At 63.7% G+C, this 17,135-nt stretch carries 14 protein-coding genes; 2 read left to right on the top strand and 12 right to left on the bottom strand.

Annotated elements, in window-relative coordinates:
* Window positions 1–7 precede the first annotated feature (7 nt).
* Entirely contained in the window at window positions 8–433 is a 426-nt protein-coding gene (locus OOJ09_RS00680) for a DUF6484 domain-containing protein (protein ID WP_269903340.1), read from the top strand.
* Entirely contained in the window at window positions 433–1,509 is a 1,077-nt protein-coding gene (locus OOJ09_RS00685) for a hypothetical protein (RefSeq protein WP_269904035.1), read from the top strand. Before OOJ09_RS00680 ends, OOJ09_RS00685 begins: the two co-directional genes overlap by 1 nt.
* A gap of 26 nt (window positions 1,510–1,535) precedes the next feature.
* On the opposite strand, the gene OOJ09_RS00690 is transcribed toward OOJ09_RS00685, so the two are convergent.
* Genes OOJ09_RS00690 through tssF form a run of 12 tightly spaced genes read right to left on the bottom strand, consistent with a single transcriptional unit; the run spans window position 1,536 to window position 17,135 of the window.
* Entirely contained in the window at window positions 1,536–2,378 is an 843-nt protein-coding gene (locus OOJ09_RS00690) for a hypothetical protein (protein ID WP_269903341.1), read from the bottom strand.
* 15 nt (window positions 2,379–2,393) lie between these two features.
* Window positions 2,394–3,428, bottom strand: a complete 1,035-nt coding sequence (locus OOJ09_RS00695) for a PAAR-like domain-containing protein (RefSeq protein ID WP_269903342.1) — start codon at window positions 3,426–3,428, stop codon at window positions 2,394–2,396.
* A gap of 9 nt (window positions 3,429–3,437) precedes the next feature.
* A complete protein-coding gene (locus OOJ09_RS00700) occupies window positions 3,438–4,448 on the bottom strand; it encodes a hypothetical protein (RefSeq protein ID WP_269903343.1) in 1,011 nt (336 codons plus the stop codon).
* Window positions 4,445–5,530, bottom strand: coding sequence for a DUF2169 family type VI secretion system accessory protein (locus tag OOJ09_RS00705; protein ID WP_269903344.1), 1,086 nt, complete (start codon window positions 5,528–5,530; stop codon window positions 4,445–4,447). Before OOJ09_RS00705 ends, OOJ09_RS00700 begins: the two co-directional genes overlap by 4 nt.
* Complete coding sequence (tagF, locus tag OOJ09_RS00710; protein ID WP_269903345.1) at window positions 5,530–6,090, bottom strand: type VI secretion system-associated protein TagF; 561 nt, start codon at window positions 6,088–6,090, stop codon at window positions 5,530–5,532. Before tagF ends, OOJ09_RS00705 begins: the two co-directional genes overlap by 1 nt.
* Entirely contained in the window at window positions 6,072–9,608 is a 3,537-nt protein-coding gene (tssM, locus tag OOJ09_RS00715; RefSeq protein WP_269903346.1) for a type VI secretion system membrane subunit TssM, read from the bottom strand. The genes tagF and tssM overlap by 19 nt, the downstream gene beginning before the upstream one ends.
* 1 nt (window position 9,609) lies before the next feature.
* Window positions 9,610–10,932 (bottom strand): type IVB secretion system protein IcmH/DotU, encoded by a 1,323-nt coding sequence (gene icmH, locus OOJ09_RS00720; RefSeq protein WP_269903347.1) that lies wholly within the window; start codon window positions 10,930–10,932, stop codon window positions 9,610–9,612.
* Between the two features lie 4 nt (window positions 10,933–10,936).
* A complete protein-coding gene (tssK, locus tag OOJ09_RS00725) occupies window positions 10,937–12,271 on the bottom strand; it encodes a type VI secretion system baseplate subunit TssK (protein WP_269903348.1) in 1,335 nt (444 codons plus the stop codon).
* A gap of 39 nt (window positions 12,272–12,310) precedes the next feature.
* On the bottom strand, window positions 12,311–12,763 hold the full coding sequence (tssJ, locus tag OOJ09_RS00730) for a type VI secretion system lipoprotein TssJ (protein ID WP_269903349.1): 453 nt from the start codon (window positions 12,761–12,763) through the stop codon (window positions 12,311–12,313).
* Window positions 12,764–12,766: 3 nt separating this feature from the next.
* Window positions 12,767–14,233, bottom strand: a complete 1,467-nt coding sequence (gene tagH, locus OOJ09_RS00735; RefSeq protein ID WP_269903350.1) for a type VI secretion system-associated FHA domain protein TagH — start codon at window positions 14,231–14,233, stop codon at window positions 12,767–12,769.
* Entirely contained in the window at window positions 14,230–15,297 is a 1,068-nt protein-coding gene (gene tssG / locus OOJ09_RS00740) for a type VI secretion system baseplate subunit TssG (RefSeq protein WP_269903351.1), read from the bottom strand. Before tssG ends, tagH begins: the two co-directional genes overlap by 4 nt.
* Window positions 15,261–17,135: a type VI secretion system baseplate subunit TssF gene (gene tssF, locus OOJ09_RS00745; protein ID WP_269903352.1), complete on the bottom strand. Its 1,875-nt coding sequence runs from the start codon at window positions 17,133–17,135 to the stop codon at window positions 15,261–15,263. The genes tssG and tssF overlap by 37 nt, the downstream gene beginning before the upstream one ends.

Raw genomic sequence — 17,135 nt, forward strand, 5'->3', positions numbered from 1 at the left:
GGCGACGATGAGCAAGGTCAGGGACAGGATCGACGGCGTGGTGATCGGCGCCTTCCTGGGATTCGGAGAGGAGTCCCCGCTGGTCGTTTTTCCCGGCAATCCGGAAAAGACGGCGTTGCCCGCGCGCAGTCTGTGTGAATTGTCGTCGGACATGATCGGCTGTGAAGTGGCCTTGCTGTTTCAGGAAGGCGATCCTCGCAGGCCCCTGATCGTCGGTCGGATCGTTGAGCCCAGCCGCTCCAAGGCGGCTCCGCACGTAATCCGGGATGGCCAGCGTGTCCGGATCACCGCCGAGGAATACCTGGAACTGCGATGCGGCAAGGCGACGATCCTGATGGAGGCGGACGGCCGCATCACCATTCGTGGCGCTCACATCACCAGCCATGCCAGTGGCGCGCAGCGCATTCGCGGCGGCTCGATCAACCTGAACTGATGCGAACCTCGTCGAAGACAGAGCGGCCACGCCCGGTCCGGATCGCGACGGAGGCCGTGCGTCAACACGCGGAACTCGTCGCCTTCCTGTGGGCGCAGCGCGACAGCTGGTCCGCAGAGGATCCGCCCGACGCCAAGGCTATCGCCGAAATCGACGAGCGGCTGGAGATAAACCTCGACGGATTGCGCATCGCGGGCGCCTCCGCATGGCCGCATCTGATCGCGCAGCACGAGAATTTTCCGGAGAAGGGAGAGCTTTTCGCCTTCGCATGGATGGCATTGGAACTGGCTGATGGCGAGAAGATGGCACAAGCGGTCGAGTTTGGACGATCTGCAGCCGATGATGCCAAGGGCTTGATCGGCGCGCTGGCATGGCACAAGCCAGCGGTCATCGGACCTTTTGTGCGCAGGTGGATCGGCGACCACGATGCCTTCATCCGGTTCCTCGGCGTCTCGTCATGCATCGTGCACAATGTCGACCCGGGCGTGACTTTGGCCCGGTTGGTCAAAGACGACGATTCAAGGGTGTGTGCCGCCGCCTCGCGTCTTGCAGGCCAGCTTCGACGCTTCGATCTGGGGCGGGATGTCCAATCCGCGCTTGATCACGAGGATGAGCGTGTCCGGCTATGGGCCTCGTGGGCCCTCGTCGAACTGGGGGCAGGCGATCTCACGCGCCAGGAACTCAGGAAAATCGCGGCCGCCGGCGGGCCTGACGCCATGGTCGCGATGCGCGCGCTGGTCAAGGCCGGACCCGAGAAAGATGTTCGCACTTGGATGGGCGGTCTGATGAAATCGCCCGCTACCGCTCCCATCGCCGTGCGTGGCATCGGGATGCTGGGAGACAGGTCGGCGCTGACCTGGCTCATCCAGCGTATGCGCGAGCCCTATGTGGCGGCCGCGGCCTGCGCGACGTTCTTGGAACTCTATCCCGAGGCCAGGGTGGAGACGAAGCTGTTCACCGCCGATCCAACGGAACTGGGGCCGGCCTTCACCAAGCACTTCGAGGATGACGTGGTGAGGCTAGCATTGCCGGACAAGGTGGAGACGTGGCAGCCGGAAGGTGGCGGCGCGCGATAGCGGGAATCCGCGGGCGCGGCAGTCCTTCAGTCCGGTATGGGATGCCCGAAGAAATAGCGCTGGCCTGGAACGAACCGGCTTACCTGATCGCTCTCCAGGAATTCTTCAAGGATGCCCATGGCTGCAAGGCGGTCCAGTCGAAATTTCTCATCGAAGAAGGTTGTACAATTTACGCCAGTTGCGGCCTCGAATGCCAGCCTGCCGCGATAGAAGCGCTCACTTCGAGCGTCCTCCGCTTCGAGCCGAGCTAACAATCGCTCCGCCAAGCGAACGACGTCGTAGGGCTGAGCCTCAAAGACCTTGAATCCGTCAAGCGCCTCAGAGACCGACAATTGGTAAGGCTTTGTAAGTTCGACTAAGCTTTGATGACTTGGCAGATCGTGGCGCGAATCAAAAATCTCTCGATCCTCGGTTTCGAGCAGGAAAGAGAGTTCGCGCAGAGTTTGATCGCAATCCTCGTCTGGGTTCGTACATAGGGCATAGAGTTCAATCAGAGGCACGACAGCACGGATGTCGCAGGCGGAACCAAGTAGCATCGCCATATAATATCTAACGTTATACTCGTTCATTCGGCTTCGAAAAAAATCAAATGACTTCAGAGTGCTTTTCCATCCGTTCGTGAATCCAAGAATATTGACGCCTGCATTCCAAATTAGAGTCTCGTTATTTCTCATCATTATGTGATGAGCGCGCTCTGCATATGAGAAATCTCCCTGCTGGCAAAGTATGCCCACAGCAAACATTTGCTCCCAGTCGGTGCCGTTCAGCAGGCCGCGCAAATTTTGGGGAGGCTTGTCTTCCTTCGTTAGAAAAAAGCCAAGGGCGAGGTTTCGGTAAAATCTATCTGAGGAATAGGGTTCGTGGCTCACACGATGGTCCTTCGGTTAGATCAAGCTTCGTGTGCCTTGTTCAAGAGCGGACTGGAGCGCTTCTATCTGGTCGCACTCTGGGCCTCCCATCATGTTGGCAGGGACGACGTTGTCCGGATCATTGCAACCGCCAGCTTGCTTTGGAGTAATATGATTTCTCGACGTTCCGCCGACTACCGGCTTGCCCGTCTTGGCAGACCATTGTGCGTCTACCCGTGCCTTTCGGGTCGATCCGAAATCATCATTACATCTTTGGGCAGTCGTTTTGGTGCTTGATGGCGGATACCTCTTGCCCGGCGGTATCTCAAAATGAATAGCGCAACCGTCTGTTTCTTTCGAGTGTACGTTGTTGCAGCCAGGCTGACCGGCTTCGCGGGCGGATCTGGCGTCCTTCTTGGCAAGTGTGAAATCAAGAAGCGTCTGTTGCAACGCGGTTTGGGCCGGCCCCGCGGGCAGCCGATCCACACGTGACCTCCAGAATTCGGTAGCCGTTACCGCCCTGTATGGCTTCTTCGGGTTGTCGGGACTGTCGGGATCGCGTTGCCATTCGTGCAACGCATCGCCGCAACAAGGACAGATGCCGCTGTCGATGACATCTTGGGCATCCGCAAGATTCTGAAACTCTATTGGTGGCAGCGGCGCCGTCGTGGTCCCGCTTGACGCATGATTGCTGGTGGTGATGTCAAAATGCCGGCAGACGTTCTTGCCCTCGAACTTCACGTCCATGCACCAGGCCTGAAAATAGGTCTTGCCGGTGATCTGATGGGTGACAACATTCGCTCCGAACGTGCGCGTCGCTGCCTCGTCACCCAAGACGGGTTCCTTGTAGTAGGACTTCTGCGCGAGCGCGGCACCTTTGCCGCCAATCAGCACTGTGCTGGAACCGGACTTCAGATTGTTGGAGAACGAGGTATCAGGGTAGGGGATCGGGATCGGCCCGGCCGGCGGCGAGGGCGGCGACATGCAGACGTCCGGGAACCGCGCGATGGACTTGTTCATGCCGTTCTCGGCGGCGATTTCCCACATTCCGGCAAAGACGTTCTTCGTCATCTGGAACCCCTACGCCGAGACCACGGCGGCGGCGCGGCCGCCGAACGCCATCGAACTGCCGTGCAGCGCCGCGAGTTCGCCGGGCGCATAGCCGCGCTTGAATGCCTGCTCCGCCCAGGCGAACTGAATCAGGCCAGCGGCAGCCCCACAATCGCCCATGCAGTCGGCCGCGTGCCATACGGGTTGCTCCGGTCGCGTCTGGCGCATGTTGCGCATCTGCGCCAGCACAAGCTCTTCAAATGCGTAAGATTCGCCCCCGACATCGCTGAGCCGGAATGCAACCTCGTGCATCCGGACGCCAGCCTCGCCGAGTGCGACTTTCAGTGCCGCGCTGAGGCCATCCGCCCGGAAGGGTTCCTCGTTGCTGGCGGTTGCGGTTTCGACGGCGAGGCCCAACCCTCGCAGCCGCAAGGACCCGTCAACAATAGGACGCTTGCTGACGACCAGAATACAGGCGGCTTCGCCAGGGATGAGCCCATCCGTCACTTTGCTGGTCTTCAGCCGCATCCGGCTGTCGAGCCAACTGAGCGCGCGCGCGTCGATCAGGCTGTCTACCGACATGATGAGGCAGGCTTCCACATTGCGTTCATCCAGCAGCCTGCGAGCCTGTTCCATCGCGACGAAAACCGAAATCTGGCCATGGGTAATCTGGAAAGTGCGCGCCCCAGCCAATGGCTTCCCGCCGGGAACCGCGAGCCCAGACAGAATTCCGTTGATGCGGGCGCCCGGCATGCCGGCGTCACGGCTACACAACAGGAAAGGCATCTCGCCCCAAGGCAGCAGGCCCGCAACTTCTGTATCGATATGCTCGACAGCGAACCGGGCCAGCGCCGCAAGACGGCTTCGGCCGTGCGCCTCAGGCGGAACGGCATCGACCCTGGCCCCACGAATCGATTGGCCGGCGCGGTCGCGGTACGGCAATTCCTCGAACACCGAGATGCTCGCCCGCATGGCGGCAGCAGCGCTTGCCGGCGTGTAGCCGACAGGGCAGACGAGGCTGATACAGGAAATGGCGGTCATCTTTTTTTGCGCATTCCGGCCAACGCCGCCACGGCTTCCTTCAGTCCGGCGTAATGCGGCTTGGGATCGATCGGCTTCGGCTCGTTGCCCACCTTCACCTGCTGCAGTTTCACAAATTTTCGAGGTAACTTCGTGCTTACTCGCCCGACCAGAACGACCTTCCCCTCGTGAGGCAGGATGGTCAGGGTATCGGGTGTCGCCACCTTGTGCTCGGTCCTGTCGTCGAACATAAACCGCACCGGAACCGACATCGCCGGCAGTTTCACCTTGAACTTGCCGCTTTCGTTCATGCCCACGCAGCCAAAAATCATACCTTCCGACAGCCTGTCGACCCATTGATCCTGGGGCGCCGCCTGGAAGTAGCGGTCGTCGAAATCCTGCGGCAGGAAGGGCAGCACGTTTTCCATCCAATGCTTGTCGTAGGTGCCGGCATATCTCGCCCGCTCCTTGGCAAAACGTGGAACTGGCCCAAAGCCGATCGGGCGCGGCCTGTCGTTCCAAATGCGCATCGGCGATTGCGGGTGCTCGACACAGGGCAGAGGTGTGCCATCGATGTTGCTTTGGCCGACAAGATAGCCGCATCCGATTGGGTTGACGGCGTCGCCGCGGTGTTTCGCGGGATCAGGATCGGTTCGGTCGGTGCCGCCGAATGCGAGGTGCCATGCCAGCGGCATTGAAATAAAGGGATGCGGCCGCGACGCCTGGATGCCGAGCCCGCCCCGGAACCAGCGCCTTTGTCCAGTGACCACCGCGCGCTTGTCCAGTCCCGGCCCGACCAGGCGCACTTCGATCGCTTCCGCCGGCCTCCCTTGCGGGGCGATCGCCATTGCGTCGAGCAGAACCTCGCATTTTGGCTTGATCGGGGCAAAGTCGGTCTCGACGCGAATGGAGGTGACTTCCGGGTCGCCATAATGGGTGTCGGCGTAGACGAAAGGCGACTGTTCCTTGCTGGGTGTGCAGTTGCCCTGTTCATCGACGTCGTACGTCGCCCGGATCACGGCAACACAGAACTTCACGCAATGCTTGTCCTGATAGGGGAAGGTCTCGGCGAGAAAGGGGGTGGTGTTCTGGCTGACGAACATCAGACTCGCCCCTGCATCGACTGGGCTTCCCAACTGGCCGCGAGGATCTGTTCCAGCGTCGCCTGCGGCGATTGCGGATCGATGTCGAAAATGTCCGAACGGGCTGTCCACATCACCATGTCGCTGATGAGCTCTTCGCCCGCCTCGACAGGCGGCACCGGCAGCCTGGCCAGCGCGGCATCCAGTTCGTCGGGCGTCAGCTCGCCGTTTTGGGCCGCGATGGCCGCCTCTTCGATGCTGGAAAACCACGCCTCGGCGTCGGCCAGCAGAATGGGGGCTTCAGAAAGCTGCGCAACGACGCTCAAGGGGAATTTCCTGCCAACCCTGTCGGCGCTCTGCAAGATGACGCCCGCCGATGCGCCGAAGGATGCCGGACCCGCCAGAAACCGCAGCGCGGTTGTGCTTGGCCAGGATTCCGAGCCGAACAGCGGAACGAGATGCTGCGCCAGCCAGCGGTCCCAGCCGCGAACAAAGTCGCCCGACAGCCGCCGCGTCACGAAATCCCCGGTGGCGGGCATTTTGCCGTAAAAGCCGGGCAAGGTCATATCTGCGGCGGGCATGAGAATTTCTTGAACATCTGCAAATTGTAGGGGTTCTCGACGCTGGCGGCCTTGAGCTCGAAATCGGCGTACATGCCTTTCGTCCCCAAGCGCAGGCTGTAGACATCGGACAGCGACGTGCCGGCGAAGCGGCCGCTGCGCAGCATCCTCAGCCATGCCCAACTGCCGGTCTCGTTGAGCATGATTTCGGGCGAACCATCGATCGGCTGGAAGGCGAGCGAGATGACCCCGGTGCCATCCTTGCCGGGCCAGGTCATCGGCTGAGGCCGCGTCGCGTTGTTGTAGTAGACGAGGGTCTGGCCATCGAGATTGAGCGTGACGCGCGTGACGTTGGGAGACAGGTCCTTCGGTTCGAGCGTGAAGCTCATCACCGGCCCTGTACCACCGGGAAAGAGATCGTCGCGGATATGCCTGGCCTGCTCGAACGCCGCCAGCGCCGACGGATCGAGGCCGAAATCGGCGCGCCATTTCCATGGCTGGCTGGTCGTGTCGACATAGTTGATCAGGTGGTCATTGATGAAACCGTCGATCAGCCCGGCCGGTCCGAACAAGCGGGCGAAATCACGCACATTGACGTCCACCGCGCTGTCGGCGCTGAATGGATAACGGTCGTTCAGCGCTGCCTGGCAGAAAGGCAGTATGTCGGCCCGCCAGATGGCGTTGAGCTCCGAAGTGACCGCCTTCTGTGTCAGATTGCTGGTGTCGCCGGCAATCCCTCCCAGCCAGTTGTTGATGGGGTCAGGCAGGATCTGTGCCTGCCTGGCGACCGCGCCCGTCAGTTCGGCAAGGCCGCCCTGCTTCTTGATGGCATCCTGCGGATTGGGGTTCGCGGTGACCGTCTGCAGTACGTTCGAAAGCGCGGTCAGCGCGACAACGGCGGCATCGAGCGCCGGTGGCTGGCCGTCGACCTCGGCAATGGTGCTCTTGAGCGGTTTGAAGTGTTCGGCCACCAGGTTGCCGGTCAGGTCCACCTCGGTTGCTGATCCGGCGCGGGGAAGCAGCTTCGCACCGCTTGTCGCCAGCTTGCCGAGCTTGCCAAGCTTGCCGAGCAGTTTGGAGGCGCCCTTGGCCGCCGCCTTGTCGTCGGCAGGCGCCTCGTCGGAGCGCGTCAGTTCGGTCTCCTGGACGACCGCCGTAAGCAGCCGCTTCAGGGCGGAATCGGCACTCGAGAGATCCTTCAGATTTTCGCTGGCGACATTGAGATCGGTCAATGGCGCGAGCCGCATGTCACGCAGGAAGCTGTCCCATTGCGCGATATAGTCGTCATAGTAGAGCTTCAGAATATCCTCGGACAGCGCCGAGACCGAGGTCTCGGAGTTTTCCGAGCAGCCGCCGGCGAAAACGGCGCGATCGAGCGCCGCCTGGGCGGCGACATCGTCGATGCGGTCGAGAATGGCGTCGTGGAAGCCTGAATAGGTGAATGCTCCGGCAATGCCGACGCGAAGTGTCTTGTCGGAACGCCGCGCAAACACCTTGCCGCCATTGGGGCCGGCGAAATTGGCCGGGATCCACTCCTTGAGCTCGGCCACTGCCGGATCGGCCAGCAACTGCTTGTAGGCACGCGCCGGCAACGAGATCGTGCACACCGTTTTCAGCGCTTCGGCTACCAGGGCCTGGTCGGGGGCGATATAGCTTTCGTCGACCGCCATCCGGCGGATGGCGGCAAGCTGATGTTCCTCGGCGTCGGCGGTCGGAAATGGTGCCGCGGCGGCGAATTCGGGCAGACTGTTGACCCACCAGTTCTGCGCGAAATCGGGATCCATCTGCGACAGGCCCGTCATCATGCGATAGGTCTTGAGAGCGCCGAGCATGAAATCCGGATCGCGGATCTGCCGCCACATGGTTGCCTCGAGCAGCGCGACCATGCGCGGCTCGAGCACGTTGCGCAGGGCGTGCTCGTACGTGTCGGTCTGCGCCCGCACCAGTTCCGCCGAGGCCGACGGGCCCAGCAGATCCTGGGCAGCGCCCGGCGGTGTTGTCCGCGCATTTGCCACCGCGTCCATGGCTTCGAGAGCGCTGTCGATGGCGGGCTGCTCCACCGATGCCGGGCTTGCGGCGGCAGAGGTCAGCGGCGTTTGCAGCGCTTCGAACTGGCTCGCCTGGGCCGTGATCGCGTTGCGGTTGTCGAAATAGGACCAGGTGAACAGCCCGCCGGCCAGCAAGGCCGCCGCCGCGCATGCGGCCGCGGCACCGCGCCAGATCCAGGCGCGGCGGCGTTGCGCCAGCGGGTCGAACGTGCCGAGGCCGGCTTCCCTGAAGATGACTTCGGTGAGCAGGTTCTTCAGGAAGAAGCTGCGTTTCTCGACCCTTGGCGCGGGCAGGGCCCGCCGTGGCGGAAGGCCGAAGGACGACGACAGCGCCGCCGTCAGCCGGTCGATGGGCGCCCCCTCCTGCGTCGCCGATGTCAAATAGAGGCCACGCAGCCAGGCGGCCTCTTCATACCGGCTTTCGCCGAACATCGCCTCGACCAGCACCTGGATCGGTTCGGACAGGCTGGACAGCTGGGCGGGAAACCTGAAGATCTCGGCGCGGGCGGCGAGCTTGTCCTCGTCCTCCAGGCGCGGCACCAGCCGTCGCTCGAGTTCCGTCGCCAGCGTCGAAATCTCCCGTTCGATGGTCTTGGCATCCACGCGCGCATCCAGCGCGAAGGTCGTTCCCCAGACCTGCTCGCGCGAGGCGGTGGACAGGCCGCCGAAGAAAGCCTCGAAACCCTTGATCAGGTCGGCCTTGGTCAGCATCAGATAGACCGGAAGGCGGATTTCGAGCCGGTCGTTGAGCTCGGCCAGCCGGCGGCGGATCTTGCGGCCGTGCGCCTTGATGGCTTCGTCACCCTCCGAAAGCACGTCGATCGAAAGCGCGACGATCACACCATTGAGGGCGCGGCGGCCCCTGTGCTTCTTCAAAAGGTCGAGGAAGCCCAGCCATTCCGCCGCGTCGACATCGGGCTGGCTCTCCTGCTGGACATAGCGGCCGGCGGTGTCGATCAGAACCGCGTTTTCGGAAAAGAACCAGTCGCAGTTGCGCGTGCCGCCGACCCCCTGCAGGTCGTCGGTGAGATCGATTGGAAAATTCAGTCCGGACTGCCGCAACGCCGTGGTCTTGCCGGTGGCCGGCGGCCCGACGATAACATACCAAGGCATCTCGCGCAGGAACTTGCGTCCGCCCAGCTTGCGGCGCTTCAGTTCGGCCATCACCTCGGCGAATTTGGCACCCACGGCGGCGACGTTCTCTTCGCCGGGGCTGAGCGGCTTTTCCGCCACGGGTGCTGCAATCTCCGCGACGAACATGCGGTTGGCGCGGATCGCCCGGCGCTGGGCGACGATCAGCCAGATCAGCCAGAAGATGACCAGCAGCGCGATGATGACGATGCGCACATTTTCAGAGGCGAACGGCTCGTAGGGACCGACCCTGACGATCGGGCCGAACACCCAGATGACCAGGGAAAGCAGCGTGATGCCGATCAGCGTCCAGAGCCAGCGCGATGTCAGAACCGCCCAGAGGAAGCGCAGGATGAACATCTCACAGCCTCTTTTCGACGAGCACCTCGACGCGGCGGTTCAAGGCCCGCCCCTCGCGCGTGCTGTCGCTGGCCACTGGATCGGTGGCCGCACGGCCCTCGGAATGGACGCGGTCCTGCGGCACCCCGTTCTGGACCAGCATGTCGGCAATCGTCTGGGCGCGAGCCTCGGACAGTCGCTGGTTGGTCGACAGCGGATTGGTCTTTTGCAGGGGAACGCCGTCCGTATGACCGATCACCGTGATGTTGCCGATCAACTCCTGATTGGCAAGGATCACCTTGGCGATCGAACCGATCAGGGGCTCGAAGCCTTCGGTCAGTTGTGGCCGCGACGACTGGAACAGTTCGGGGTTGGAGGCCTGGATGATCAGCTTGGCCAGTGAAACGCTCTCGGTGCCGCTGAGGGCGGACTTGAGGTCGGCAGGCGCCCCGGCCTGAAATTCCGGCAACAGCGCAAAATCCACTTTCTCCGGTGGCGGGGCATCGACCTTGGGCGACGCACGACTGATGTCGCCGCGTTCGGGCGGCGGCAACGCGCGAACAAGCGCGGAAAGCTCGACCGCCTGGCTGCTCAGTCCCATCGAGAGACCGATATGGATTGCCGTGGCAACAACCGCCGCACCGAGCGCCATGACCCAGATCGGAACGATGAAGCGCTGCGGCTCGTCGGATGCGATCACGCCTTTCCAGTTTGGCGACAGTGGCGCGCCTTCGGCGTCGGCGTCGCGCAGGAAGCGCGCCGCCGCCACGCGGACGGCATTGAGCGAGCGGTCGCCCGACCGGCCGGGCACACGATATTTGCCGCGGAAGCCAAGCGCCAGGCAAGCATATTGCAGTTCCAGCAATTCGCGATCGCGGTTGGGATGGCGTTCCAGTTCGTCGAGGCGCGTGAAGAACTGCGTGCCGGCATCGACATCGCCGCGCAGCATGACCACAAGCGGCTGCCGCGGCCAGGCGCTGGCCCCGCCCCATGGCGTGTTCAGGGCCAGATCGTCGAGCAACGCCGCGACTGCCCAGGCCGCCTGGTCGGCCCGCTCCATCGAGGACCCCGCCGACATCGCGGTGTCGCGTGCCCGGACCAGTTCTTCGAGCAATCGGGTGCGCAACGCTTCCGGATTCTCCGGCGGCAGCGCACTTTCAAGCTCGGGAGCGAACTCGAGCAAGGGCGCGAATGCGTTGACAAGCGCGTTCGGGTGGGTGCGAGACCGCTTTACCGCCGCGCCCGGCAAGAGCGGCGCCATTGGCCGCGGCATCGGCGCGCCGGTCAACCGTATGCGGGTGCGTTCGCGATCCTCCGACAGTCCGAAAGGATCATCGCGGCTCATGATCTCACCTGTTCACCGAATAGCAGTCCACTTGCGGCTCGCTCGGCAAGACGCCCGAAACGCCGATGACGAAGCCGGGGGCATCGAGCAGCGACGCCCAGTGCTCACTTTTCTGGTCCAGCTCGAGGCAGAGCCGATCGCCATCGTAAGGGATCTCGCGCGGCTGGGAATGAAGCGGTTTCAGCGGGATGCCGGGCAAACGCGATTTCCACAGGCCCTCGAACTGGTCGGCCGAGCCGACGGTCGCCTGGTTGACGAATATCTTGCGCAGCGCGTCCTCCGACAGCTCCGAACCGACCCGGATGACGATCCGGCTGGCCACCAGCAGCTTCGGGTTGTCGATGCGGATTTTCCAGACATTGGTCGAATGCCGCATGACAGGCAGCGCACGCGATTTCGGCTCGATGTAACGCAGGCTGAGGATGAGCGAGCGCAGCGCATCCGCCAGCGCCGAATAGGCGGGGCCAGGCGCCATGTGATCGTAGGCGGGCAACTCGCCCAGCCGCCGCGCGCTCGATCCGTAGGTCGCCATCGAGCCGGCGAGCCCGGCAAGTTCCAGGTAAAGCTCGGCGGGATGGAAGACATCCTGCGCCAGCATGTGGGCCAGCCGCGGACGCGCCGCATTGGCGAGGTTGAGCATCAGCAGATCTTCGACGCTGCGTCCCGGTCCGCCCATCACCATCTTGCCATGCGCCTCGGCGATCTGGTCGAGGCCCGTGACAACTTCCAGGAGCAGCTGCCGATACCAGGCCACCGCGCCGGTAACCAGCGTCGGCGGCAGGAAGGTTTCGTCCAAGGACACGCCGCCATCGGCTCGAACCCCCTTGAGGTCGGCTATCGGCAAGGCCGTGTAGCCACCGACCGACTTGCCGGGCGCCAGCAGCAGAGCCTGCGGGCGGGCGATTTCGATTTCTTCAGGGTCCGCGCCACCCTGGACTGCGTCACGCACCGAAACGATCCGCCCGTGATAGCGTGCTCCCGAGGGGGCCGCGTGTGCCGGATCGAAGCCGACACCGCCGGGAGGCTCCAGCGGCAAGGCGACCAGCACCGGTCCGGCGCCCGTGTCCGGGGTGACCGGCAGCGGTCGCGGCGCGTCCATCATGTCTGGGATGGAGAAAGGTGTGCCGTCCGGGAAGATGCCCCGTGCGGACAGGATCGAGATCTGGCCGGCCTCGAGCAATGCCTGGTCCAGCGTCAGCTGCTGGAAGCCGAACGTATGCAGTTGCCCGGCCTGCAACGCGCCGCGCACCGTCGCCTCGAAGAAACGATCCTGCTGCTGGAAATGCTGGGTCCGCAGGAAAAGGCCTTCGGACCATAGCACCCTGTTTGCATCGCTCATGCCGCTACTCTCTGCATTGAGCTCCCCTTGTCCTGGCCGCTAGGCGGAAATGCCGCCGCTGCCAAGCGTGACATTGATCGTGAATTTCGATCCCGGCGACACCGATTTGGTGGTCCGCCAGTTTCGTCCGCCAGGCTCGCGGATCAGCGCAACGAAGCCCAGCGCCGTCGCGTCCGGCTCTACCGTGATGGTCTTGGACGCGGATTTTCCCGGCCCGACGGCGATCTGGTCGGATCCGATGAGATCGCCTGCCAGCGCCGAACCGGCATCCCCCTGCAGAGCAAAATAGTCGGCCGAATTGAATTTGCCGGTGCCGCGCAGCCGCATGACGAGGACAGTCACCGGCCGGTCGCCGCCACCTGGCCCCGGGTTCATGCCGGTCCCGCCGGTCACGTTGACGGTGATCACCGATGGTTTTGGCGGGCCGCTCTGGCAAGCCGCAAGCAGTCCCGTCGCGCCCAGGGCAACGACAAATTCGCGTCGATCGATCATGTCTCACTCCTCCTCATATGCATCTCGGAAATCAGCGCCGATTTCGCCAAGAAAGCTCTTTTCAGCGCTCTCGGCGATTTCACGATGGCGTTTCTGGTAAAGCTCCCACAGCTTGGCGCCACGCCCGCCCGAAAGCAGGGTGCCGATCGCGGAATTCGATTTCAGCTCTTCCTCGATCACCGCCGGGTCGAAACGGTCGATCATCCGCCGCAAGGCGCCCTGCACGCCGCGCCAGGCGCGCACGTGATGCTGCGCGAGATCGCGAACCGCGTCGGCGATTGCCGCTTCGCCGGCGAGAAATCCGGGGCTGCGCTCGGCAATAAGCGTCACGATGGCGTCGTCGACCGTCGGCAGAAACTTGAGGGGATTGACTTCGGAGGCGCCGACCATGGTCTGGGCGACGCGAGCGTTTCCCTTCTCCTCCGCCCGTTTGCGCAGAAGCTGCATCAGGCCTTCCATCATCAGCCGATATTCGCGACCGAACTTCTCCATTTCCGCGATGCTGTCACGCCCCGGGAAATCGGCTTCCTCGACGCCCATGCCGTGCAGGAATGCCGTGCGAAGCGCCATCTCCGCATGCGGCGCTGCCGACGGGCGGGTGGATTTGGGAGCGGCACCTGTCCGTGCTGGTGGCGGGACATCCGCCGCTTGCACGGGTAAATCCCACGGATTGGCGGATTGTGGTCGTTGGGCGATGTGCTCGCGCTGTCCGGTCGAGCCAGCGCCGTTCGCCGAACTGGGCGCCGCGGCTGGTCCGAAACCAAAATCATCTTTGAAATCGGACAGCTTTCCACGAGCGAGTTCGGCCGCGCGGCCGGGCGATGGCACCGGGTCGAGGCTGAATGGGTCCGCCGGGTTCGCCGCGCCGCCCGGTTCGAGATAGGCGGCGTCTTTCGACACAGGCGTCGAGACCGGATCGAGGCTGAACGGGTCGTCGAAGGCAGGTGAGCCGCGCTGGCTGGAACTGGCCCGCTCGAACGCGCCTGGAACCGGCTGCTCGAACGGGTTCGGCAGGTCGGCCGGGCGTGGCCGCCGCGGCTCTTCTTCGACCGTGGCGGAAAAGAAGTCGTCGCGGCCGATGCTCACCGGCGCCCGCGATGCCGGCGGCAGGCGTTCCGGAACCGGCTGGCCGGCTGCCGGCGCTTGGGCGGTTGGCGTCTGCAGGTCGACATATACGATGTAGTCGCCCAGTCTCAGCCGCATGCCGCTTTGAAGGCGCGTCGACTTACCGGCACCGAGCGGGCTGTCAGAGTCGTTTATGAACAATCCGCTGCTCGACGTGTCGGTGACGAAATATCCATCTCGCCCGCCCGAGATCCTGCAGTGAGCCCGCGAAACGAACATGTCGGGATCGTCGATCTGCCAGCCCGCGTCCGCGCTGCGGCCGATCACCAACTCGCCCTCGTCCAGTCGGGTCTGCCGTACCGCCTGGGTGCGTGGCCCTTGCTCTAGCGTCAGCAGCAGACTCATGCCGCGACCTCCGCCATTTCCGGCCGCCATCCGACGATTGTCCGCAGCCGCATGTCGTCAGCATCGCCCCTTTCAGCGGGCCGCGCAAGCCAGGCGGTCCGGCCGAGCTGAACCGCCCCGATACGCGGCGGCGGAACTGCTTCACGCGCCAGCACGATGCGCAGGTCAACGTCGAGCGATTCCCCGACCATGTCGCGAACGGCCCGCTTGAACAGTTTGAGCCGCGGGCCTCCCGGCAGGAATGCCTTGAAGTCCTCATAGCCCAGCGGGCCGACACGCAGTTCGATCCTGCTTTGGCGGTTGAAAACGCGCGGGCCGATCGTCGCCCCCCGGCCGAGCCCCGCATAGGCTTTTGCAAGGCGGGTCTGGAGCCCGGTTGGTATGGTCATCCAGGCGGCGATGAACTCCTTGATCTGAACCGGCACCTTGAACGCTTCCGCCAGGAACAGCGTCAGCCGTTCCGGGCCGTCGACCTGGTTGGCGAGCGAAGCCGCCTGGCGAAGCTTCACCGTATCGAGATCGGCGTTCTGGGTGCCGGGAAGTCCGATCCCGGCCATGGCTTCAAGCATGGCGCGAACGCGCCCACCGACCGCGCGTTCGACCTGTACGGCCGGATGCGCATCCGCCCACGCCCGATAATACAGGGCGATCAAGCGATGCTGCAGAATGTTGACGAAGTCCAGGAATGTCGTGTCACTGGTCTGCTGCGCATCGGCGCCGGTGAACCAGCGCTGCGACAGGCGATCGAGCACCCAGCGGGTCAAATGGAGCGGCAGCGGACCTTCAGGTCCCATCAGGCCGAGATTTGTGACCGTAACCCTGGCCGGGGCCTTGTCCTTTGCTTCGCGGAATTCAACCACGTCCCTGGCCGAAAAGCTGAGACGCACATGCTGTCCGAGCCTTGCCGGCTCGCGCTCCGGCGAGCCGGAATGACCGAACAGTCCGCCCCTGCGTTCGAGCCGGCGCAGCAGCTCGAAGAAGTCGAACGTCTCGGACAGTTCCTCGGCCCGGTTCGGGTCGACCGCGTCTAGATCAGGTAGCGATTGCCGGGCGTCATCGGCCATGGCACATCCTCCTGCTTCTGCAACAGCCGCGTACGGGTTCGCACAAAGCCGTTTATACCGGCATGACGGGCAAACAGCCGTGCAAGCAAGGCCGAAAGCAGCAATGTGCTCTGCCCTGCCAGGACTGACTGATCCACTTGCAATGTCACTTCCGTACCGCGTCCGAAGCACATTGGCCCGTCGATCTGCAGCCTTTCGATGACCGACCGCGAGTCGATGCGGACGATCGAATGCACGTTGCGGGCCAGGCTCGGATCGCCCCGGTCGGCATAAAGATCGAGCAGCGCATGCAGCGGATCGACGCCGCGGCCTTCCTTGGCAAGGCTGAGAAAGTTGAGCGCCAGCTGCGCCACCAGCCGCCAGGCGAGATTGTCGGCCCGGGATTCGCCCGCTGCGCCCGCCGGCAGCGCCGCGGGGATGGCCGGGCGAGGCGGACGCAACGCGCCGAGAAGCCGGACCGTTTCGACCGGGTCGCCGGCCTCCAGCGTCAAGGTGGGATTGTCATCGAGGATCGGCAGGTCGCGGTTGGTGCAGAGCGCCACGATGTCGACACGCTTCAGCGGCCGGTTCGCCTGGCTTTCCACCGGGCGTGAAATCGCCAGGAAAACATCGTCCCCTGTGTAGGAAGTGCGGGTCAGGCCGTCGCGCCGCTCCTCTTCCGTCGCGCGCCGTGGGCGCCGCTCGGTGGAATAGACCCAGCCACTGCCGCGGTTTTGCCCCAGACTGAAGAGCTCGGGAATTTCGGCGTCGCCGCCTTCGGTGTCGGCGTCCTCGACGCGGATGACTCGGTAGATTTCGAAGTCGCGCGCCCGCGTGCGGTCGGCATGCAGCACCTGGCGCGTCTTGCGCGGGTCGAGCTCGATGACGTTGCACTCACGCTCGAAGAGATTGATGATCGGCGTTGCAAAAAGTTCGAAATCGGCCGGTGTCAGGTCGGCAAGCTCAGGCACTGGACGCCTGAACATGAAGATGATCTCGAGCCCGGCCGCGCATTTGCGCACGACAGGCTGCAGGCCCGATATCCGCACGTAGTGGAAGCGCTCGGGCATCATGAAATATTCGCGCAGCAGACGGTACCCCTCGAATGTCGGACGGGTACGGGGCATCAGGGCCTCGTCGTCGCTGATGCCGATCATTTCGGGTTCCGGCAAGGGCGATACGGGATTGGTCTTGCCTTCCGCGCGTGCGCCAATGGCCGAGCAGGCGCCGAAGATCGCGTCGAAAAGCAGTGGTGCTTTGGTGCGCCCGGCGAAGTAGAGATCGAGCTGGTCGAGCGACAGTTCGTCGAGCCTGCCTTTTCCGGTCCGAGCCAGCACGATGCGGAGCGCCGCCTCGCCGCCCACACCGCCGACCGGCGCCATGCCGCCCGCCGCCAGCGCGCTGCGATCTTGAAAATAGCTTACCGAAGTGACCGCTATCGGCCACAGCGTGATATCCTGGGCGGTGGTGAACGTGCAGCGCGTCGAAAGGCCGGGCTGCAGGCTGGAGACCAGCCGGGTGCCGCGCTTGACGACATGGCCGGCAACCATTGTCTGGACCTGCTGGCCGGGTTTCAGCACCACCATCGCCGTTGCCGGCGCCGGCGTGACCAGGTCGGGATAGAGGACGTCCAGCACGCTGCGTGAAAACCGCGAGCGTTCCGCATCAACCTTCAGCCGGGTGCGCGCGGCGAGGAAAGCGACGCCGTCGAGCAACCGCTCGACATACGGATCCGGACACGGGACCGTGTCGAGCGACAGGTTGCGCGCCACCGCCGGATGCATGTCGGCGAATTCCGCCGCGAGTGCACGGATATGGGTCAGTTCCTCCTCGTAATATTCTACGAAGACCCGATCCAT

Source organism: Mesorhizobium qingshengii (assembly GCF_027563465.1).
In the GTDB taxonomy this organism is placed as follows: Bacteria; Pseudomonadota; Alphaproteobacteria; order Rhizobiales; family Rhizobiaceae; genus Mesorhizobium; species Mesorhizobium qingshengii_A.

What these genes read in the sequence shown, in the direction of transcription:
- OOJ09_RS00680 (WP_269903340.1), top strand. Translation starts at nt 8, where the DNA reads ATGAGCAAGGTCAGGGACAGGATCGACGGCGTGGTGATCGGCGCCTTC.
- OOJ09_RS00685 (WP_269904035.1), top strand. Translation starts at nt 433, where the DNA reads ATGCGAACCTCGTCGAAGACAGAGCGGCCACGCCCGGTCCGGATCGCG.
- OOJ09_RS00695 (WP_269903342.1), bottom strand. Translation starts at nt 3,428, where the DNA reads ATGACGAAGAACGTCTTTGCCGGAATGTGGGAAATCGCCGCCGAGAAC.
- OOJ09_RS00700 (WP_269903343.1), bottom strand. Translation starts at nt 4,448, where the DNA reads ATGACCGCCATTTCCTGTATCAGCCTCGTCTGCCCTGTCGGCTACACG.
- OOJ09_RS00705 (WP_269903344.1), bottom strand. Translation starts at nt 5,530, where the DNA reads ATGTTCGTCAGCCAGAACACCACCCCCTTTCTCGCCGAGACCTTCCCC.
- tagF (WP_269903345.1), bottom strand. Translation starts at nt 6,090, where the DNA reads ATGCCCGCCGCAGATATGACCTTGCCCGGCTTTTACGGCAAAATGCCC.
- tssM (WP_269903346.1), bottom strand. Translation starts at nt 9,608, where the DNA reads ATGTTCATCCTGCGCTTCCTCTGGGCGGTTCTGACATCGCGCTGGCTC.
- icmH (WP_269903347.1), bottom strand. Translation starts at nt 10,932, where the DNA reads ATGAGCCGCGATGATCCTTTCGGACTGTCGGAGGATCGCGAACGCACC.
- tssK (WP_269903348.1), bottom strand. Translation starts at nt 12,271, where the DNA reads ATGAGCGATGCAAACAGGGTGCTATGGTCCGAAGGCCTTTTCCTGCGG.
- tssJ (WP_269903349.1), bottom strand. Translation starts at nt 12,763, where the DNA reads ATGATCGATCGACGCGAATTTGTCGTTGCCCTGGGCGCGACGGGACTG.
- tagH (WP_269903350.1), bottom strand. Translation starts at nt 14,233, where the DNA reads ATGAGTCTGCTGCTGACGCTAGAGCAAGGGCCACGCACCCAGGCGGTA.
- tssG (WP_269903351.1), bottom strand. Translation starts at nt 15,297, where the DNA reads ATGGCCGATGACGCCCGGCAATCGCTACCTGATCTAGACGCGGTCGAC.
- tssF (WP_269903352.1), bottom strand. Translation starts at nt 17,135, where the DNA reads ATGGATCGGGTCTTCGTAGAATATTACGAGGAGGAACTGACCCATATC.